This is a genomic window from Bradyrhizobium sp. 18BD (assembly GCF_054185225.1).
The window spans coordinates 321,599-341,945 of record NZ_JAVAYL010000003.1; the positions used below are offsets into that span (position 1 = coordinate 321,599).

The 20,347-nt window shown below is 65.4% G+C and carries 17 protein-coding genes; 6 read left to right on the forward strand and 11 right to left on the reverse strand.

Translation table 11 applies throughout. The features are described from left to right. The first annotated feature begins 2 nt into the window (after positions 1–2). Together RAD16_RS07685 and RAD16_RS07690 are read left to right on the forward strand one after the other, a co-directional pair. Complete coding sequence (locus RAD16_RS07685) at positions 3–1,814, forward strand: ABC-F family ATP-binding cassette domain-containing protein (protein ID WP_458157260.1); 1,812 nt, start codon at positions 3–5, stop codon at positions 1,812–1,814. 108 nt (positions 1,815–1,922) lie between these two features. Further along, positions 1,923–3,002 (forward strand): D-TA family PLP-dependent enzyme, encoded by a 1,080-nt coding sequence (locus RAD16_RS07690; protein WP_458157261.1) that lies wholly within the window; start codon positions 1,923–1,925, stop codon positions 3,000–3,002. Between the two features lie 175 nt (positions 3,003–3,177). Here the strand turns inward: RAD16_RS07690 and RAD16_RS07695 are convergent, their stop codons facing one another. The 8 genes from RAD16_RS07695 to RAD16_RS07730 all read right to left on the reverse strand — a co-directional run bounded on the left by RAD16_RS07695 (position 3,178) and on the right by RAD16_RS07730 (position 12,779). Continuing rightward, entirely contained in the window at positions 3,178–4,410 is a 1,233-nt protein-coding gene (locus tag RAD16_RS07695) for an NAD(P)/FAD-dependent oxidoreductase (RefSeq protein ID WP_458157262.1), read from the reverse strand. A 145-nt stretch (positions 4,411–4,555) separates the two neighbouring features. Beyond that, positions 4,556–5,473: an SDR family NAD(P)-dependent oxidoreductase gene (locus RAD16_RS07700; protein ID WP_458157263.1), complete on the reverse strand. Its 918-nt coding sequence runs from the start codon at positions 5,471–5,473 to the stop codon at positions 4,556–4,558. Between the two features lie 233 nt (positions 5,474–5,706). After that, on the reverse strand, positions 5,707–6,186 hold the full coding sequence (locus RAD16_RS07705; RefSeq protein WP_458157264.1) for a MaoC family dehydratase: 480 nt from the start codon (positions 6,184–6,186) through the stop codon (positions 5,707–5,709). Between the two features lie 6 nt (positions 6,187–6,192). Next, positions 6,193–7,911: an AMP-binding protein gene (locus RAD16_RS07710; RefSeq protein ID WP_458157265.1), complete on the reverse strand. Its 1,719-nt coding sequence runs from the start codon at positions 7,909–7,911 to the stop codon at positions 6,193–6,195. A gap of 127 nt (positions 7,912–8,038) precedes the next feature. Then, complete coding sequence (mmsB, locus tag RAD16_RS07715; RefSeq protein WP_458157415.1) at positions 8,039–8,944, reverse strand: 3-hydroxyisobutyrate dehydrogenase; 906 nt, start codon at positions 8,942–8,944, stop codon at positions 8,039–8,041. 7 nt (positions 8,945–8,951) lie between these two features. Continuing rightward, a complete protein-coding gene (locus RAD16_RS07720) occupies positions 8,952–10,019 on the reverse strand; it encodes an enoyl-CoA hydratase/isomerase family protein (protein WP_458157266.1) in 1,068 nt (355 codons plus the stop codon). Further along, positions 10,016–11,161, reverse strand: coding sequence for an isobutyryl-CoA dehydrogenase (locus RAD16_RS07725; RefSeq protein WP_458157267.1), 1,146 nt, complete (start codon positions 11,159–11,161; stop codon positions 10,016–10,018). Before RAD16_RS07725 ends, RAD16_RS07720 begins: the two co-directional genes overlap by 4 nt. A gap of 121 nt (positions 11,162–11,282) precedes the next feature. Further along, the gene (locus RAD16_RS07730) at positions 11,283–12,779 is read right to left on the reverse strand and encodes a CoA-acylating methylmalonate-semialdehyde dehydrogenase (RefSeq protein ID WP_458157268.1); all 1,497 of its coding nucleotides are present in this window, start codon (positions 12,777–12,779) and stop codon (positions 11,283–11,285) included. 102 nt (positions 12,780–12,881) lie between these two features. Here RAD16_RS07730 and RAD16_RS07735 point away from each other — a divergent pair, with 102 nt between their 5' ends. Further along, on the forward strand, positions 12,882–13,790 hold the full coding sequence (locus tag RAD16_RS07735) for a LysR family transcriptional regulator (RefSeq protein ID WP_458157269.1): 909 nt from the start codon (positions 12,882–12,884) through the stop codon (positions 13,788–13,790). A 113-nt stretch (positions 13,791–13,903) separates the two neighbouring features. Here RAD16_RS07735 and RAD16_RS07740 read toward each other — a convergent pair whose 3' ends face one another. After that, positions 13,904–14,521 carry a TetR/AcrR family transcriptional regulator gene (locus RAD16_RS07740; protein WP_458157270.1) on the reverse strand — a complete coding sequence of 206 codons (618 nt, stop codon included), beginning with the start codon at positions 14,519–14,521 and terminating at the stop codon, positions 13,904–13,906. A 70-nt stretch (positions 14,522–14,591) separates the two neighbouring features. Continuing rightward, entirely contained in the window at positions 14,592–15,122 is a 531-nt protein-coding gene (locus tag RAD16_RS07745) for a PaaI family thioesterase (protein ID WP_458157271.1), read from the reverse strand. Between the two features lie 153 nt (positions 15,123–15,275). On the opposite strand from RAD16_RS07745, the gene RAD16_RS07750 reads away from it, so the two are divergent. The 3 genes from RAD16_RS07750 to RAD16_RS07760 all read left to right on the forward strand — a co-directional run bounded on the left by RAD16_RS07750 (position 15,276) and on the right by RAD16_RS07760 (position 18,963). Beyond that, positions 15,276–16,046: an enoyl-CoA hydratase gene (locus RAD16_RS07750; protein ID WP_458157272.1), complete on the forward strand. Its 771-nt coding sequence runs from the start codon at positions 15,276–15,278 to the stop codon at positions 16,044–16,046. A gap of 311 nt (positions 16,047–16,357) precedes the next feature. Continuing rightward, positions 16,358–17,554 (forward strand): acetyl-CoA C-acyltransferase, encoded by a 1,197-nt coding sequence (locus RAD16_RS07755; RefSeq protein WP_458157273.1) that lies wholly within the window; start codon positions 16,358–16,360, stop codon positions 17,552–17,554. Positions 17,555–17,667: 113 nt separating this feature from the next. Continuing rightward, positions 17,668–18,963 (forward strand): MFS transporter, encoded by a 1,296-nt coding sequence (locus RAD16_RS07760; RefSeq protein WP_458157274.1) that lies wholly within the window; start codon positions 17,668–17,670, stop codon positions 18,961–18,963. Here RAD16_RS07760 and RAD16_RS07765 read toward each other — a convergent pair. Then, positions 18,960–20,312 (reverse strand): carbohydrate porin, encoded by a 1,353-nt coding sequence (locus tag RAD16_RS07765; RefSeq protein WP_458157416.1) that lies wholly within the window; start codon positions 20,310–20,312, stop codon positions 18,960–18,962. The genes RAD16_RS07760 and RAD16_RS07765 overlap by 4 nt on opposite strands. Positions 20,313–20,347 lie beyond the last annotated feature (35 nt).

The window sequence follows — 20,347 nt, forward strand, 5'->3', positions numbered from 1 at the left end:
TCATGGCGCCCCCGCTGATCCAACTCAAAGACATCAAGCTCACCTTCGGCGGGACGCCGCTGCTGTCAGGCGTCGAGCTCAACGTCGCGCCGAGCGAGCGCGTCTGCCTGATCGGCCGCAACGGCTCGGGCAAGTCGACGCTGCTGAAGATCGCGGCCGGCCTGGTCGAGCCCGACGGCGGCACGCGCTTCGTGCAGCCGGGCGCGACCGTCCGCTATCTGCCGCAGGAGCCCGATTTCGGCGAGCACAAGACCACGCTGGCCTATGTCGAGTCCGGGCTCGCCCCCGGCGACGACCAGCACCAGGCGCGTTATCTGCTGGAGCAGCTTGGCCTCACCGGCGATGAGGACCCGCATAATCTCTCGGGCGGCGAGGCCCGCCGCGCGGCGCTGGCCTATGTGCTCGCGCCCTCGCCCGACATTTTGCTGCTGGACGAGCCGACCAACCATCTCGATCTCGCCACCATCGAATGGCTGGAGCAGGAGCTCGACAGCCGACGCAGCGCGCTGGTGATCATCAGCCACGACCGCCGCTTCCTCACCAATCTGTCGCGCTCAACCGCCTGGCTCGACCGCGGCAAGATCAAGCAGATCGACCGCGGCTTTGCTTCGTTCGAGAGCTGGCGCGATGAGGTGCTGGCGGAGGAAGAGCGCGACCAGCACAAGCTCGACCGCAAGATCGTCGACGAGGAGCACTGGCTGCGTCACGGCGTCTCCGGCCGGCGCAAACGCAACGTCAAGCGGCTCGCCAATCTGCATACGCTGCGCGACCAGCGCCGCAACTATCGCGGCACCGCCGGCAGCGCCTCGCTCGCCGCCGCCGAAGCCGAGCAATCCGGCAAGCTGGTGATCGAGGCGAAGGGCATCACCAAAGCCTATGGCGAGCGCAAGATCGTCGAGAATTTCTCGACCCGCATCCAGCGCGGCGACCGGCTCGGCATCATCGGCCCGAACGGCGCCGGCAAGACCACGCTGGTCAATCTGCTCAGCGGCGGCGCGCAGCCTGATTCCGGCATCGTGCGACTGGGCGCCAATCTGGAGACGGCCACGCTCGACCAGCACCGCGAAAGCCTCGATCCCAAATCGACGCTGGCCGAGGCGCTGACCGGCGGCCGTGGCGACCAGATCATGGTCGGTGGCAAGCCGAAGCATGTGGTCGGCTACATGAAGGACTTCCTGTTCGCCCAGGAGCAGCGCGGCACGCCGGTGGAGGTGCTCTCGGGTGGCGAGCGCGGCCGGCTGATGCTGGCGCGCGCGCTGGCCAAGCCCTCGAACCTGCTGGTGCTGGACGAGCCGACCAACGATCTCGACCTCGAAACGCTCGACGTGCTCGAAGAGATGCTCGGCGACTACGAGGGCACGGTCATCCTGATCAGCCATGACCGCGACTTCCTCGACCGCGTCGTCACCTCCGTGATCGCGCCCGAGGGTAACGGCAAGTGGATCGAATATGCCGGCGGCTACAGCGACATGCTGGCGCAGCGCGGCGCGGATCTGAAGCGCGAGACCGCGAAGGCGCAGCCGGTTGCGGAGAAGAAAGAGGAGCGCACGGCTGCGCCCGCCTCCGCGCCGAAGCGCAAGCTGAGCTTCAACGAGAAGCACGCGCTGGAAACGCTGCCGAAGAAGATGGAAACGCTGCAGGCGAACATTGCCAAGCTGCAGCGGGTGCTCGACGATCCCAATCTCTATGCGAAAGATCGCAAGAAATTCGACGACACGTCGGCCGCCATCGCCAAGGCGCATGAAGAACTATCCACCGCCGAAGAACGCTGGCTCGAACTTGAAATGTTGAGAGAAGAGATCGAGCAAGCATAGATCGTAGGATGGGTAGAGCGCAGCGAAACCCATCGCGTAACGGGAATTGGTCCTGATGGGTTTCGCTTCGCTCTACCCATCCTACGGGGCCGAAAATAGAGAGAGCCAATGACCACTCCCCTCGCCGCAAAAATCGCCCGTGAATATGGCACGCCCTGCGCCGTCATCGACATGGACAGGGTCGAGCGCAACATCGCGCGCATCCAGAAGGCCTGCGATGACGCCGGCGTTGCCAACCGGCCGCACATCAAGACGCACAAGAATCCGACCATCGCCAAGATGCAGGTCGCGGCCGGCGCCAAGGGCATCACCTGCCAGAAGATCGGCGAGGCCGAGATCATGGCCAATGCCGGCATCGACGACATCCTGATCAGCTACAATCTGCTGGGCGAGGAAAAGATGGCGCGTCTCGGCGCGCTGAATGCCAAGACCAGGATGACGGTCGCCGCCGACAATTCGACCGTCGTTGCGGGCCTGCCGAAGGCCGCCGCGGCCTCGGGCCGTCCGCTCTCGGTCGTCGTCGAGTGCGACACGGGCCGCAAGCGCGCGGGCGTCGAGACGCCGGCGGAGGCGATCGCGCTGGCGCGCGAGATCGCAGCCTCCAAGGGATTGGAGTTCGCCGGTTTCATGCTCTACCCGACCGAGACCGGCTGGGGCGATGCGCAGAAGTTCTTCGACGAGGCGCTGGTCGGCGTCCGCGCGCACGGGCTGGACGCAAAAATCGTCTCGACCGGGGGCACGCCGAACCTCGTCAATATCGGCAAGCTCAAGGGCGGCACTGAGCATCGCTTCGGCACCTACATCTACAACGACCGCATGCAGGTCGCGGCCGGCTCGGCGACCTGGGACGACTGCGCGCTGCATATCTATTCGACCGTGGTCAGCCGTGCCGCGCCCGAGCGCGGCATTCTCGATGCCGGCTCGAAGACGCTGACGACGGATACCGGCGGCCTCGACGGCCATGGCCTGATCCTGGAGCATCCCGAAGCCAAGATAGCGAAGTTCGCCGAGGAGCACGGCTTCCTCGACCTCTCCCGCAGCAACACACGGCCCAACGTCGGCGACATCGTCCGCATCGTGCCGAACCACGTCTGCGTCGTCGTCAACATGATGGACGAAGTCGTGATGGTCCGCGGCGAGGAGATCATCGGCACCCTGCCGGTGGCGGCGCGGGGGAAGCTGCGGTAGGCGGTTCAGCGCCCGCACATCCTTCGAGGCTCCCGGCGCGATGCTTTGCATCGCGCCACTCGCACCTCAGGATGACGCTCTCTCTTGAGCCATGCTTGGGGTGAGACCGCGCTCTCTCGTAGCCGTCACCCTGAGGTGGCCGCTTCTTCAGCGGCCCTCGAAGGGCGACGGCGTTCTACGAGCGCTTCAACCACTCCAGCATACCCCTGCCCGCCGCAGCCCCGGTCGCGAACGAGGCCTGGAGCAGATAGCCGCCGGTCGGGGCTTCCCAGTCCAGCATCTCGCCGGCGGCGAATACGCCGGGCAATTTGCGTAGCATGAAGTTTTCGTCGAGCTCGTCGAAGGCGATCCCGCCCGCGGTCGAGATCGCGCGATCGATCGGCGCAACACCGCTGAGCTGAACCGGAATCGCATTCACCAGATGCGCCAGCTCCGCCGGCGACAGCGTTGCCAGCGACCGGCCGGATGCAATGGCCGCCTCCTGCATCAGCCCGATGCCGACAGGTGACAATTGCGCGGCCTTGCGCAGGAAGTTTGCCAGCGATTGCTTGCCGCGCGTGCCTGACAGGCGCGTGGTCAGCGCCGCAGTGGTGAGATCCGGCCGCAATGCAATGGTCAGCGTTGCCTGCCCGAGACCCAGCACCGCCTCGCGCAACTCGGCCGATAGCGCGTAGATCGCGCCGCCCTCGATGCCGGCGCGCGTGATCATCGCCTCGCCGCGGATCGTGTACACACCGACCGACAGCGCCACACCCTTGAGCGGCTGGCCCTCAAAACGATCACGGAAAACGTCGGACCAGGCGACAGTGAAGCCCGAGTTCGCGGGCCGAAGCTTCGAGATGGCAACACCTTTCGCGGCAAGATAATCGACCCACGCACCATCCGATCCGAGCCGCGGCCAGCTCGCGCCACCGAGCGCCAGCACCGTTGCGCCGGCGGCGATGGCACGCGGGCCATCAGCCGTTTGGAACTGGAGCCGCCCCTCCGCATCCCAGCCGGTCCAGCGATGCCGGAACGCGAATTGCACGCCCGACGCATCCAGCCGCCGCAGCCAGGCACGCAGCAAGGGCGAGGCCTTGAACGTCTTTGGAAACACCCGCCCGCTGCTGCCGACGAAGGTGATTTGCCCCAGGCCTGCGCTCCAGTCGCGCAGCGCATCGGGCGGAAACGCCTCGACCGCGGCGCGCAGATGCGGCAGCGCCTCGCGGTAACGGGTGAGGAACTCTGCTAGCTGCTCGCTATGGGTGAGATTGAGCCCGCCCCGGCCCGCCATCAGGAATTTGCGGCCCGCGGACGGCATGGCGTCGTAGATGGTAACGCGGACGCCTCCCTGCGCCAGCTCCTCCGCCGCCATCAAGCCGGCGGGGCCGGCACCGATGACGGCGATGTGGGTGTCACGTGAGGTCATGGCGGGAGTTTAGGGCAGATTCTCGCGCCGGAAACAGCGTCATTCCGGGGCGCGCGCGGCGCGAACCCGGAATCCATGGAGCGGCAGAGACGGTGGCGCGATGGATTCCGGACTCGATGCTTCGCATCGCCCCGGAATGACGGCCTCAGAGCTTGATCCCTGCCCGCGCCGCGGCCTGCGCGACATATTTCTGCGTCTGCTCGAACGCACCCTGCAACGCCCTGGCCTTCGACATGTCGCTGATCTCGGCGAAATGCGCGGCGATCGCGTCGGGCGTCCATTCAGCTTCCGGCAGGTTGATGCCTTCGCTCTCCAGGATCTTGATGACCGCGAACGATCCTGCACCGGCGCCCATGATGGTGCGGGTCGGCGCGTCCTCGCTCAGCATGTACTCGACCGCGGGCGTGATCGCGTTCGGCTTCATCAGCTGCAGCGCCTGCGGCGGCAGCAGCTCCTCGGTCATACGGGTCGCCGCCGTCGGCGAGATGATGTTGACGCGGATGTTGGTCTTGCGGCCCTCTTCCGCAAGCACGTTCATCAGGCCGACCATGCCGGACTTGGCCGCGCCGTAATTGGCCTGGCCGAAATTGCCGTAGAGACCGGAGGACGAGGTCGTCAGCACGATGCGACCGTAATTGCGGTCGCGCATGCCGGCCCAGGCTGCCTTGCAGCAGTAGAAGGTACCGACGAGATGCACGTCGAGCACCTTCTGGAAATCGGCAGGCTCCATCTTGCCGAACGACTTGTCGCGCAAGATGCCGGCATTGGCGCACATCAGATCGACGCTGCCCCACTCCTTGGTGGCGCGCTCGACCATGGCGGTGACCTGCTCGAAATTCGAGACGTCGGCGCCGTCGGCCATCGCGGTGCCGCCCGCTTTCCGGATCTCCTCGACCACGGCCTCCGCCGGCGAGAGCGAGCCGCCGGTGCCGTCGCGCGCGCCGCCGAAATCGTTGACGACGACCTTGGCGCCGCGGCTGGCGAGCCCCAGTGCATGCGCCTTGCCGAGACCATTGCCCGCGCCGGTGACGATGGCGACGCGTCCGTCGAACCTGATTGCCATTTTGCAGTTCCTGCTTCTTCTTCCTTCTCCCCTTGTGGGAGAAGGTGGCGCGAAGCGCCGGATGAGGGGTATGTCGCCGCAGTAGAGATCGTGGAGAGAGACCCCTCACCCGGCTTCGCTTTCGCGAAGCCACCCTCTCCACAAGGGGAGAGGGTTAGAGGGCTCCGCATCGATTTGGACAGCTTTTGAGCAGCGATAGATGGCCGGGTCAAGCCCGGCCATGGCGGCCCGCCTCAGGCGAAATAGGTCAGCCCTAGCCACTCCGCGACCAGCGCGGGCTTGTCTTCACCTTCGATCTCCACCGTGACGTTGGTGCGAGTCTGGAATTCGCTTGGCTTGCGCAGCTTGGCTTCGGCCAGCACGAACCGGCCGCGGACGCGCTTGCCCGAGCGCACCGGGGAGATGAAGCGCAGCTTGTCGAAACCGTAGTTCACCCCCATCGTGGCGCCCGCAACCGCGGGCATCACCTCGTAGGACATGATCGACAGCAGCGACATCGTCAGGAACCCGTGCGCGATCGTGGTGCCGAACGCCGTTTCCTTCCTGGCTCTTTCAGGATCGACGTGGATGAATTGGTGATCCTCGATCACGTCGGCATAGGCGTCGATGCGGGGCTGGTCGATCAGGTGCCACGACGATCCGCCGATCTCCTTGCCGACCATGGCCTGATAGGCTTCGAGGGAAATCGGCGGCTTCTTCCAGACTTCGTTCATATCGTTTCAGGTCTCACTTCTTGTTTTCGGCAGCTCCGGAAAATCCTCCTCGCGGAATTCCCGGCCGCGCAGCGGATCGTTGCGATCATCGTCGCGTTCAAGCCGTCGTAGCTGCACCCGGCGGATTTTGCCAGAGATCGTCTTCGGCAGCTCAGTCACGATTTCTAGCCGGCGGATGCGCTTGAACGGCGCAAGGCGCGTGTGCAGGTGCTTGAAGATGGAGAGCGCCGTCTCCGGCGTCCGCTCCGCGCCCGAGGTCAGCAGCACGAAGGCCTTGGGGATCGCGAGCCTGATGGGATCGGGACTCGGCACGACAGCGGCTTCCGCCACCAGCTCGTGCTCGAGCAGCACGCTTTCCAGCTCGAACGGACTGATGCGGTAGTCGGATGATTTGAACACGTCGTCGGAGCGTCCGACGAAGGTGAGATAGCCGTCCTCGTCCTCGAAGACGACGTCACCGCTGCGATAGAGCGCGCCGTCCGCGCCGGACAGTTTTCCGTCGTCGCCCTGATAGCCCTGCATCAGACCGGCGGGACGATCGGCGCCGAGCAGCAGCGCCACCTCGCCTTCCTTGGCCGGATGGCCATCAGCGTCACTCACCTGCACGCGATATCCCGGCAGCGGCCGGCCCATCGAGCCGACCTTGATCTTTTGCCCCGGCGAGTTGCCGGCAAGCGCGGTGGTTTCGGTCTGGCCGTAGCCGTCGCGGATGGTGAGCCCCCAGGCGGCCTGCACCTGGTCGATCACCTCAGGATTGAGCGGCTCGCCGGCGCCGCAGACTTCGCGAAGGGCGACGTTGAACGAGGCCAGGTTCTCCTGGATGAACAGCCGCCACACCGTCGGCGGCGCACACAGCGTGGTGACGCCGCAGCGGCCGATGGTGGCGAGCAGACCTTTCGCATCGAAGCGCGGCTGGTTGACCACGAACACGGTCGCGCCCGCATTCCACGGCGCGAAGAAGCTGCTCCAGGCGTGCTTGGCCCAGCCGGGCGAGGAGATGTTGAGATGGACGTCGCCGGGCTTGAGCCCGATCCAGTACATGGTGGAGAGATGACCGACCGGATAGCTGCGCTGGCTGTGCCGCACCAGCTTTGGCTTTGCCGTGGTGCCTGAGGTGAAATAGAGCAGCATCGGGTCGTCGGCCTTGGTCACACCGTCGGGCGCAAAACGCTCCGGCGCTTTCGCTGCCTCGTCATAGGCGAGCCAGCCTTCAGAGGCGGCGCCCACCACGATGCGCACGATATTCTCGGCACCGAGGCTTGCGAATTTCGCGACCTGATCGTGCGCGGCGACCACCGCCCTCGCCTTGCCGCGATCAAGCCGGTCGCGCAGCTCGTCGGCGGTGAGCAGCGTGGTTGCGGGAATGACGACGACACCGAGCTTCATCGCCGCGAGCATCGTCTCCCACAGCGGAACTACATTGCCGAGCAGCAGCAACAGGTGATCGCCGCGCTTCAGGCCCTGCGCGCGCAGGAAGTTGGCGACCTGGTTGGAGCGCTGCGAGAGCGCCGCGAAGGACAGCTTTGTCTGCTTGTCCTGCGCAGCATCGACGATCCAGAGCGCGGGCCGATCCTTGCTGTCCGCATTCGTCGCCAACTCGGCGTCGAACCAGTCGAGCGCCCAGTTGAAGGGAGCTGGATCGGGCCAGCGGAAGTCTCTGACCGCCGTCTCGTAGTCCATGCGGTGCTGCAGCAGAAACGCGCGCGCTTCCAGAAATGTCGTCATGATCAGAGCCCGTCGAATTGATCTTCGAGCGTAGCCCGGATGGAGCGAAGCGCAATCGGGGCCAGCCAGGGCCCCGAACGGAACTATCCCGGATTTCGCTTCGCTCCATCCGGGCTACGAAGCCCCGCTATTTTCCAGCGAGGCCGCGAACGTGCTTGATAATTCCGGAAAAATCCACCCCGCCTTGGCCGGCTGCGTCGAAAGACTGATAGATCTCCTGCGCATGCTTGCCGAGCGGCGTCGCCGCGCCCGCGGCCTTGGCGGCGTCCTGCGCCAGGGTCAGGTCCTTCACCATCAGCGCCGAGGCGAAGCCCGGCTTGTAGTCGTTGTTGGCCGGCGAGGTCGGCACCGGGCCCGGAACCGGGCAATAGGTCGTCAGCGACCAGCACTGGCCCGACGAGGTCGAGGCGACGTCGAACAGCGCCTGGTGCGAGAGACCGAGCTTCTCGCCGAGCGCAAAGGCTTCGCTCACCGCGATCATGGAAATGCCGAGGATCATGTTGTTGCAGATCTTGGCCGCCTGCCCTGCGCCGGCGCCGCCGCAATGGACGATCTTCTTGCCCATCTTCTCCAGCACCGGCTTTGCCGCCGCGAACGCATTCTCCTCACCGCCGCACATGAAGGTGAGCGTCGCGCCCTTGGCGCCGCCGGTGCCGCCGGAGACCGGTGCATCGACCGAGAGCACGCCGTTCTTGGCGGCCAGCGCATGCGCCTGCCGCGCGCTCTCGACGTCGATGGTCGAGCTATCGATGATCAGCGTGCCCTTGGTCATGGCGGGGACGACCTCGTTCCAGACGCCGAGCACATGCTTGCCTGCGGGGAGCATGGTGACGACGACATCGGCGCCCTTCACCGCGCCCGCGGCGCTGTCGGCGATGCCGGCACCGTCGGCCTTGGCTTGCGCGCGGGAGGCTTCGACGAGGTCGAACGCGACAACCTTGTGGCCGGCCTTGACGAGGTTGGCCGCCATCGGGCCGCCCATGTTGCCCAGACCAATGAATGCGATCGTGGCCATCTTCGTATCCTCCGCTATAGCGTTGTTAGTTGAACGTCAGCTCGTCAGCGCCGATCTCGGCAAGATACGGCGCCAGCATCTGCGGCGTCACGTCCTCGACGCGGGGCGGCGACCAGGTCGGACTGCGGTCCTTGTCGATCACGGCGGCGCGCACGCCCTCGCGGAAATCGTCGCTGCGGAACACCTCCAGCGCGGCGCGATATTCGCGCACCAGGCACTCTTCGAGGCTCGACGCGGTACGCGCGAGCCGCAGCAGCTTCAGCGTCACCACCATGCCGCGCGGGGATTTCTCGTTGAGCGTCTTCAGCGTCGCCAGCGCGAATTCCGAACCATCGCGCTTGAGCGCCGCAAAAATGTCTTCCATGCGGTCGAAGCCGAACAGCGCATCGATAACAGGCTCCTTCGCGGCGACCGGTCCCGCGGCATCACGAGTCGCAAAGCCGTTGATGAGCTTGGTGACGTCGGCTGCTGTTACGCCAGGGCTAACCTTCGTCAGCGCCTCGCGCAGCTCCGGCCACTTTGCGGCCGGCACCACGGCATCCGCGAATTTTGCGTGGATCGCGTCCGGCCCATTCATGGTCTGGCCGGTCAGGCCAAAATAGGTGCCGATCTCGCCAGGCGAGCGCGACAGCAGCCAGGTGCCGCCGACATCGGGGAAAAAGCCGAGGCCGACCTCGGGCATCGCCAGTTTGGTGCGATCGGTGACGACGCGATGGCTGGCATGGCCTGACAGCCCGACGCCGCCGCCCATGACCAGGCCATCCATGAATGCGACATACGGCTTCGGATATTTCGCGATCCGCGCGTTCATGACGTATTCCTGGCGCCAGAACCGCGCGCCGAGGTCGCCGCCTCCGCGCGAGCTCTCCCAAAGGCCGCGGATGTCGCCGCCGGCGCAAAGGCCGCGCTCGCCGGCGCCTTCCAGGATGATGACCGCGACCTCAGGATCGGTCTCGAAGCGGTCGAGCGCCGCGTCGATGCCCTTGGACATCTCCAGCGTCATGGCGTTGATCGCCTTGGGCCGGTTGAGCCGGATCACGCCCGCCGCGCCCTCGCGGCGAACGATGAGATCGCCCTCTTCCACTGAACTCATCGCGCGCCCTCGATCAATTTGCGCGCCACGATGAGCCGCATGATTTCATTGGTGCCTTCGAGGATCTGGTGCACGCGCAGATCGCGCACGATCTTCTCGATGCCGTATTCGCTCAGATAGCCGTAGCCGCCGTGAAGCTGCAGCGCGTGGTTGGCGACCTCGAAGCCGACATCGGTGCCGAAGCGCTTTGCCATCGCGCACAGCATGGTGGCATCAGGATCCTTGCGGTCGAGCGCGGCGGCAGCGCGCCACAGGAAGGTGCGCGCAGCCTCGAGCTCGATCGCCATGTCGGCGAGGCGGAACTGCAGCGCCTGGAATTCGTCAAGGCGCTTTCCGAACGCCTTGCGCTCCTTCATGTAGGCGCGCGCCTTGTCGAGCGCGGTCTCCGCGCCGCCGAGCGAGCAAGCCGTGATGTTGAGGCGGCCGCCGTCGAGGCCGGCCATCGCGATCTTGAAGCCGACGCCCTCCTCGCTCAGGCGGTTCTCGACCGGCACGCGGGCGTTCTCGAACATCACCGCGCGGGTCGGCTGCGCGTTCCAGCCCATCTTGCGCTCATTGGCGCCAAAGGACACGCCCGGCGTCTTGCCATCGATGACGAGCGTCGAGATGCCGCCCGGGCCATCGCCGCCGGTGCGCACCATCGCGACCAGCAGATCGGTGCCGCCGGCGCCGGAGATGAACTGCTTCTGGCCGTTGAGGACGTAATGATCGCCGTCGCGCACCGCACGGGTGCGCAGCGCCGCCGCGTCCGAGCCGGCGCCCGGCTCGGTCAGGCAGTAGCTGGCGATCAGCTCCATGCTGCAGAGTTTCGGCAGCCATTTGTGGCGCTGGGTGTCGCTGCCGAAGGCATCGATCATCCAGCTCGCCATGTTGTGGATGGAAATGAAGGCCGAGGTGGTCGGACAGCCCGTCGCCAGCGCCTCGAAGATCAACGCGGCGTCGAACCGCGTCATGGCGGAGCCGCCGACATCCTCGCGGATGTAGATGCCGCCCATGCCGAGGGCTGCAGCTTCGCGCATCACGTCGACGGGGAAATGCTTCTCCTCGTCCCAGCGCAACGCGTGCGGCGCGATCTTCTCCGCCGCAAACGCCAACGCCATATCGCGAACCGCGACCTGATCCTCGTTCAGAGCGAACTGCATGCTGCCGCCTACCCTTTCACTTCATCGTCATTGCGAGCGCAGCGAAGCAATCCAGACTGTCCCCGCGGAAAGACGCTGGATTGCTTCGTCGCTACGCTCCTCGCAATGACGATCGAGAGGACTACTTCATCAGCGGGATCGAGAACTCCGCACCTTCCTTGACGCCGGACGGCCAGCGCGAGGTCACCGTCTTGGTCTTGGTGTAGAAGCGGACCGAGTCCGGGCCGTGCTGGTTGAGATCGCCGAAACCCGACTTCTTCCAGCCGCCGAAGGTGTAATAGGCGATCGGCACCGGGATCGGCACGTTGATGCCGACCATGCCGACGTTCACCTTGGCCGCGAAGTCGCGCGCGGCGTCGCCGTCGCGGGTGAAGATGGCAACGCCGTTGCCGTAGTCATGGTCGGACGGCAGCGCCAGCGCTTCCTTGTAGTCGTGCGCGCGCACGACCGAGAGCACCGGGCCAAAGATCTCTTCCTTGTAGATCCGCATGTCCTTGGTGACGTTGTCGAACAGCGAACCGCCGAGATAGAAGCCCTTCTCGTAGCCCTGCATCTTGAAGCCGCGGCCGTCGACGGCGAGCTTCGCGCCTTCCTTGATGCCGATGTCGATGTAGCTCTTGACCTTCTCGACCGCCTCGCGGGTCACCAGCGGACCGTAGTCGGCCGACGGATCGATCGAGGTGCCGATCTTGAGCGACTCGACGCGCGGGATCAGCTTTTCCATCAGACGGTCCGCGGTGGACTTGCCGACGGGCACCGCGACGGAAACCGCCATACAGCGCTCACCGGCCGAGCCGTAGCCGGCGCCGATCAGCGCGTCGACAGCCTGGTCCATGTCGGCGTCGGGCATGATGATGGCGTGGTTCTTGGCGCCACCGAAACACTGGCAGCGCTTGCCGGTCTGGGCAGCACGCTCATAGATGTACTGCGCGATCGGCGTGGAGCCGACGAAGCCGACAGCCTTGATATCGGGATCGTCGAGGATGGCGTCGACCGCTTCCTTGTCGCCGTTGACGACGTTGAGGATGCCGGCCGGCAGACCCGCCTCGATCATCAGCTCGGCGAGCAGCATCGGCACGCCGGGATCGCGCTCGGACGGCTTCAGGATGAAGGCATTGCCGCAGGCGATTGCGGGCGCGAACTTCCACATCGGGATCATCGCCGGGAAGTTGAACGGCGTGATGCCAGCGACGACGCCGAGCGCCTGGCGCATGGAGTAGATGTCGATGCCGGGACCGGCGCCTTCGGTGTACTCGCCCTTCATCAGATGCGGGATGCCGCAGGCGAACTCGGCGACTTCGAGGCCGCGCTGGATGTCGCCCTTCGCATCGGGGACGGTCTTGCCGTGCTCACGCGCGAGCAGCTCAGCGAGCTTGTCGTAGTCGCGCTGCACCAGCTCGACGAATCTCATCATCACGCGGGCGCGGCGCTGCGGGTTGGTCGCGGCCCATTCGGGCTGCGCGGCGCGCGCGTTCTCGACGGCGGCGCGGACCTCGGCCTTGGACGCCAGCGCGACCCTGGCCTGGACGTCACCGGTCATCGGCTCGAAGACGTCCGCCGTCCGGCCCGACGTGCCCTTCACTTCCTTGCCACCGATGAAATGTCCGACTGAACGCATGGAATGATCTCCTTGAGGGCGAGCTTGAACGCTTTGACAAATCCTATTGACCTGCATTTTATAGGATTCAAGTCTGAGATATTGCACCATAGATGTGCGAAAATGCTGGATCAAGGTCACATCGACTGGGACGACTTTCGCTTCGTGCTGGCCATCGTGCGGGGCGGCTCGGTGTCGGCTGCGGCAAAACAGCTCGGCGTCGATCATGCGACCGTGATCCGCCGCGTCGACCGGCTGGAAAAGCACCTTTCGGCAAAGCTGTTTGACCGGCGCAAGACAGGTTATCTCCTCACCGAGGCCGGCCAGCGCGTTGCCGACAGCGCCGAGGCGATGGAATCGACCATCGTTGCCAACCAGGAGCAGGTCGGCGGCTCGGTCGCGCGGCTGACCGGGACGGTGCGGATCGGCGCCCCCGACGGCTTCGGCACCGCCTTCCTGGCACCGCGGCTGGCGCCGTTCGCCGACCGCTATCCCGACCTCGATTTGCAACTTGTAGCCACTGCGCGCTTGTTCAGTCTCTCCAAGCGTGAGGCCGACATCGCGATCAGCCTGACCATGCCGAAGGAAGGCCGCATCGTCGGCCGCAAGCTGCTGGACTACCGCCTCGGGCTCTATGCCGCCCCCGCCTATCTCGACCGCTTCCCGAAAATCGCCTCGCGGCAGGATTTGGTGCAGCACCGCTTCGTCGGCTATATCGAGGAGCTGCTGTTCACACCCGAGCTCGATTACCTGCCGCAGGTGTCGCCGCGGATTTCCGCGCGCTTCCGCAGCGCCAATCTGATCGCGCAGCTCAACGCCACGCTCTCAGGATTCGGCATCGCCGTGCTGCCGCATTTCATGGCGAGCGACTATCCGCAGCTCGTCGCGGTGTTGCCGGAGGAGATTTCGATCACGCGGACGTTCTGGATGCTGATGCACGCCGACAGCAAGGACCTCGCGCGGATCCGGGCCGTGGCAGACTACATCGGGGAGATCGTGGAGCGCGAGCGGGCGTTGTTTGCGGGAAGGTAAAGCACCGCTCCCGTAGGATGGGCAAAGCGAAGCGTGCCCACGTTGTCTAACGTGAACGTGGAGTGATGGTGGGCACGGCGCATGCGCGCCTTTGCCCACCCTACGGCATCTCGTTACTGCTTCGCCTTCTTCGCCGCCGCGACCTTCGGCTCACGCTTCGTGCCTTCAAGCGCGCTGTCCTTGCCCGCCTTCAGCACCTCGTCCGAGAGCTCGCTGGAGCCGGCGATCCGCGCCAGCAGCATGGTGCCGGCCATGGTCGCCAGCGTTGCGATTGCCTGCTTGCGCGCAGCCTTGCGCGGAACGTTCGGGATGAAATCAGTCATCATCTCGACCATTTCGTCGAGCTTGCCGGCAAAGGCTTTTCGCGTCTTCGGGCTTTCGCGGGCGATTTCGGCTCCCAGCGCAGGGATCGAGCAGCCATGGCCGGGATTGTCGCGGTGGAGCGCCGAGAGATAAGTCTCGACGATCTGGGCGAGCTGCTTCTCGGGCGCGATCTGATCGGATTGCTTGCGCCAGTGCTCCATCGAGCGGTCCATGGCGTAGGCAAACGCCTCGATCACCAGCGCCTCGCGCGAGTCGAAATGCGCATAGAAACCGCCATGGGTCAGGCCTGCTTCCTTCATGAGGTCGGCAACGCCAATCCCGTGGGCCCCCTTTTCGCGCAGCCGCACGGAGGCCTTCTTCACGATGCGATCGTGGGTTTCCTGCTTGTGTTCCCGGGAATAGCGCATTCGGGTCTCATTGAATGTCGGAGATCATCTCATAGCACAGAAATGGACCAGCCGGTGAATTAAAATCATGTTAAGTTGTTGCGCCGATCATCGAAAAGGTTGCAGTTGCATGGACTGCGAGCGCGCCCTTGCCATCGCGCACGAAACCCTCGGTGTAGCTGGTCTGACGTCCCAGCTTGATCACTTTACCTTCGGCCGAGATCAGCCCGGAGCGAACCGACAGCGGGCGCAGGAAGGTCATCTTCAGGTCGAGGGTCACCGACGATTGCCCAGCCTCAAGCCGTGTCGAAATGGCGCAGCCCATGGCGGTGTCGATCAGCGCCGCGGCGGTCGCCCCGTGCAGGAGGCCGATGGTATTTTCGAGATCCTCGCGCGGCTCCAGTTCCATCACGATCCGGCCCGGCTCGACCACGCCGACGGTGAAGCCGATCAGTTTTGCGAAGGGCGGCGGCGGCAGGCGGCCATCGCGAATGCCGAGCATCGCGTCCATGCCTGACAGCCCCATGGCGACTTTCGCAACCGGCGCCGGCACCTGCCAGTCCACCACGCGCTCGCGGCGGAGCGTGGACGAAAACAGGTCGAGTTGATCGTTGTCGGTCATGACGGCCTCTTTATATGATTTACGTCATACTATGTCACGGACTTCGCGCTGGCAACTTCGTCCCCACCCGCTTGACAACACGGACGTTTCGGCCCGGAAGTGATCCTGACCGGCGCGCCTCGCGCCCGTCCACGAAACCTTCGAGATGCCACGATGGAAATGCTCAACAATCACTGCGGCGTGACGCGCGATGCGCGCGGCGTCGTTCATGTCGCGATCTGCAACGCCGGCTCGCTGAATATTCTGGGCTCGCCTGTGACCGACGCGGTGCGCGAAGGCCTGCAGCAACTCTCGTCCGATCGCAGCATCCGTGTCGTGGTGCTGCGCGGCCAGAGCGAGAAGAGCATGATCGGCGGCGCTGACATCAAGGAGATGGCCAGGCTCGACCAGACATCAGCCGAAGCCTTCATCAGCCGCCTGCGCGATCTCTGCGAGGCCGTGCGTCAGTTCCCCGCCCCCGTGATCGCGCGCATGCCCGGCTGGTGCCTCGGCGGCGGGCTCGAGGTTGCTGCCGCCTGCGACCTCCGTATCGCCGCGCATGATGCGCATTTCGGCATGCCGGAGGTGCGCGTTGGAATCCCCTCGGTGATCCATGCCGCGCTGCTGCCGCGCCTGATCGGCTGGGCCCGCGCCCGCTGGCTGGTGATGACGGCGGAAAACATCGACGCGCCGACGGCGCTGGCCTGGGGCCTGGTCGACAAGGTCGCGCCGGCGGGCGGGCTGGATGCCGCGGTCGAGCACCTCGTCACCGCGCTGCTCGAATGCGGCCCCGAGGCGCTGCAGTCGCAGAAGGCGCTGCTGCGGCAATGGGAGGAGCTGCCGCTGACGGAGTCGGTGAATCTCAGCGTCAAGGTGTTCGGCGAGTCGTTCCTGACGGACGAGCCGACGCGGCTGATGCAGGCGTTCGTGAACAGGAAGCGGTAGGCTGCCTCAAAGGCGGAGTCATGCCCCCGCGAAGGCGGGGCATCCAGTACGCCGCGGCGCCAGTTGCAAAAGCAAGGTCGCCTACGCAGGCCTCTGGAATACTGGATTGCCCGCCTTCGCGGGCAATGGCAGCGGAGTGTGGGGCGACAACTGCGCCGACGCCGAAACACGGCGTCGACCAACCTCCTCCAATCGAACGACCAAATCTCATCCGGACCACGACATTTTCTCATCCGTGCCGCGGTTGCATTTTTTGCATCGCATCATATGATGATCGTAATCTTACACACCGCTCGCAGGGAGTTTTTGTCATGGCCGAAGCTGCAGATCCCGTCGTCGTCGTCTCCGCCGCCCGCACCCCGCTCGGCCGCTTCATGGGCGAATTGTCGCCACTCCCCGCGCACAAGCTTGGCTCGCACGTGATCGGCGCGGCGCTGGAACGCGCCAAGCTTGCGCCGGAGAAGGTCGACGAGGTCTTCATGGGCTGCGTGCTGCCGGCAGGACAAGGCCAGGCGCCGGCGCGCCAGGCCGCGCGCGCGGCCGGCTTGCCCGATGCGACCGGCGCCACCACCGTCAACAAGGTCTGCGGCTCCGGCATGAAGGCGACCATGCTGGCGCACGACATCATTCGCGCCGGTTCCGCCGAGATCGTCGTCTCCGGCGGCATGGAGAGCATGAGCAACGCGCCTTATCTGCTGCAGAAGGCGCGCGGCGGCTATCGCGCCGGCCATGACCGCATCATCGATCACATGATGATGGACGGGCTCGAGGACGCCTACGAGACCGGCCGCTCGATGGGCGATTTCGGCGAAGCGACGGCAGAGGCCTATCAGTTCACCCGCAAGGACCAGGACGCCTATGCGATGGAAACGCTGAGCCGTGCCCGCAAGGCGGTCGAGGGCGGCGCCTTCAAGGCCGAGATCGCGCCGATCACGCTGACCGAAAAGGCCGGCCCGCGCATCATCGCCAATGACGAGCATCCGCTCAAGGTTGATCCCGCCAAGATCCCGGGCCTGAAGCCAGCGTTCCGCGCCAACGGCACCATCACGCCGGCCGCGTCCTCCGCCAACGCCGACGGCGCCGCCGCGCTGGTGCTGACCAAACGCTCACTCGCCGATCGCAATGGCCTTCCTGCCATCGCCGAGATCAAGGGCCACGCTACCCATAGCCAGGAACCGCAATGGTTCACCACGGCACCGATCCCGGCGATCCGCAAGCTGCTCGACAAGGTCGGCTGGAGCGCAGGCGATGTTGATCTGTTCGAGATCAACGAAGCATTTGCGGTCGTCGCCATGGCGGCGCAGCGCGATCTCGGCATTCCCCGCGAGAAGCTGAACATCAACGGCGGCGCCTGCGCGCTCGGCCATCCCATCGGCGCCACCGGCGCGCGGCTGATCGTGACGCTGCTGCATGCGCTGGAGGCCAACAACCTCAAGCGCGGCGTCGCGGCGCTCTGCATCGGCGGCGGCGAAGCCACCGCGATCGCCGTGGAGCGTCTCGCGCATTGACGCGACAACGTCCGAAAATGAGGGAAGTCTGTCATTTTAGACTTCCCTTCCTTGTGCCAGACTGCATCAATGACGCGGGTCTCTCGGAGCCCGCCAACCAATATTGAGGGGCGATGATCTCGAACTGGCTCGCGGCAGCACTCGGCCGCCGCAATATCCACTACGGCTTGGTGATGGTCGGCGTCACCTTCCTCGCCGCGCTGATCAGCGCGGGCACGGTCGGCGCGCCCGGCGTGTTCATCGTTCCCTTGCAGAAAGAGTTCGGCTGGAGCACGGCGGAGATCTCCTCCGCGCTGTCGATCCGCTTCATCCTGTTCGGGCTGATGGCGCCGTTCGCGGCCGCCCTGCTCAACCGCTACGGCCTGCGCAACGTCACGCTGGCGGCGCAGCTCATCGTCGTCTCGGCGCTTGTGCTCTCGCTCGGCATGACCGAGGTCTGGCAGCTCATTGCGCTCTGGGGCGTGGTGATCGGTATCGGCACCGGCATGACCGCTTTGGTGCTGGGCGCCACCATCGCGACGCGCTGGTTCGCCGCACGGCGCGGCCTCGTCGTCGGCATCATGACCGCGAGCGTCGCCACCGGCCAGCTCGTGTTCCTGCCGCTGCTGGCAAGCCTGACGGAACGCTTCGGCTGGCGCCTGGCGCTCGGATTCGTCTGCGTCATGCTCGGCGTCTCCGCCGTCGCGGTCCTGCTTGCGATGCGCGACCGGCCGAGCGATGTGGGCTTGCGGCCGTTCGGCGATGAAGGCACCGAGCCCCTACCCGCCCCGCCCGCGAGCCATGGCTCGATCACGGCGGTGGCGCTCGGCACGCTGCGCGACGCCTCGAAGTCGAGCGCGTTCTGGATCCTGTTTGCGACCTTCTTCGTCTGCGGCGCCTCGACCAACGGCCTCGTGCAGGTACACCTGATCCCGATGTGCCTCGATTTCGGCATCCCGCAGGTGCAGGCCGCGAGCCTCCTCGCCGCGATGGGCATCTTCGACTTCTTCGGCACCATCATGTCGGGCTGGCTGTCGGACCGCTACGACAACCGCTATCTGCTGTTCTGGTATTACGGCCTGCGCGGGCTGTCGCTGATCTTCCTGCCGTTCAGCGATTTCTCGTTCTACGGCCTGTCGATCTTCGCGATGTTCTACGGCCTCGACTGGATCGCCACGGTGCCGCCGACGGTGCGCCTCACCGCGCAGAAGTTCGGACCCGAGCGTGCCAATCTGGTGTTCGGCTGGATCTTTGCCGGCCACCAACTCGGCGCCGGTAGCGCCGCATTCGGCGCCGGTCTTTCGCGGACGGTCTATCAGAGCTATCTGCCCGCGTTCTTCATCGCCGGCGCGCTCTGCGTGTTCGCCTCGCTGATCGTGCTCGCGCTGTCGCGGCAGCCGAAGCCGCAGGCCAAACCTGCGATGGCCTAATATCTAATCGTGGTGGTGACGCCGAACACCGCGGCGTCACCGATCCGCGAGACACCGGTCGGATCGTTCGGATTCGGAACGCCGCCGGAGGGACGCCACACATACTGGAAGTAAGGCGCGATCAGCCAGCCCGGCTTGATGTGCGCCTCGTAGATCATTTCGAGCAAGGTCTCGTTGCTGCGCACCGGCCCCAGGACGCCACTGTAGAAGTTGGTGTCGAGATCGAGATTGCGCGCGGTGTTCGAGATCCGCATATACGCCATCGCCACGCCGAAACGGTCGAGCGGCCGGCCGGGCGTGAAGCCGACAAAGCCGATGCCGCCGTCCAGATAAAGGTCGATCAGGTTGCGATCCGGCGGGCTGTAGGCGATGCGGCCGAACGCGGTGATACCGGGGATCGAGGCCGACGTGGTGTTGTCCTTCACCTCCGGCGGCCGGTACAGCACCTGCTCGATCACGGCGAAGATGCCGTAATTGCCTTTGAGCCTTGCCGGAATGCCGCTGCCATCAGGATCGGCGATCGACTGCCCTTCCGCCGTAAAGCGCTGGCTGTCGAACGAGCCGTAATGCTTCCAGGCGCCCGGCGTGAAATTGCCGGCGAGCGGACGCCCGCCGATATCGATGTCGTAGTTGAAGCGGACCTGTCCGATCAGCCAGGGCGGATCGTTGACGCGGAAGGCAAGGCCATGATGGTCGCGCAGTTGCGGATCCTGATCGCCCGGCCCCGAGGGATCGCCGTTGAAGACGGCGCCGAACAAAGTGACCTGGTCCGACAACGTGGCCTTGACGCGAATGCCGGGCACCGCGATCGGCGGCGCCGGACCACCGGCCGGCAGGTTGGACGCCTTGATCGCAGGCCAGCCGAAGGTGCCGTTGATGAAGAGATCGTCGGTCTCGCTGTCGAAGAACTCGACATCGGCGGCCTGCTGGCCGGCCCTGATGTTCAGGCGGTCGTTGAAGAAGCTCTGCTCGAAATAGGCGTTATAGAGCCGCTGGTCGGGCAGCGCCTCGATCTCGCTGATGGTGGCGAGGTTCTGCACGTAGTTGCGGGAGAGCCCCTGCCCGTAGATCACAAAGGCATTGGCGTAGAAGCGCCCCCCGGTCCAGCCGACCAGTTTGTCGAGATCGGCATCGACCGACAGATCGAGCCGGCCGAAATGGATGGCGCCGCGTTTCACGCCGCCGGAGACGTTGGCGATGTTGTCGGCGATATAGGTCGCGCCGAAATTCAGGCCCTTGTTGGCGATGCCGTCATGCCATTCGTTGAACCATTTCGGAAACAGCCATTCGGCCGCGCTCTCGTCCTTGGCGCCGGCGAACGCGCTTGTTGTCGTGCAGGCCAGTGCCATCGCGGCCGCAAGAGATGCATGGGCACGCACAATCA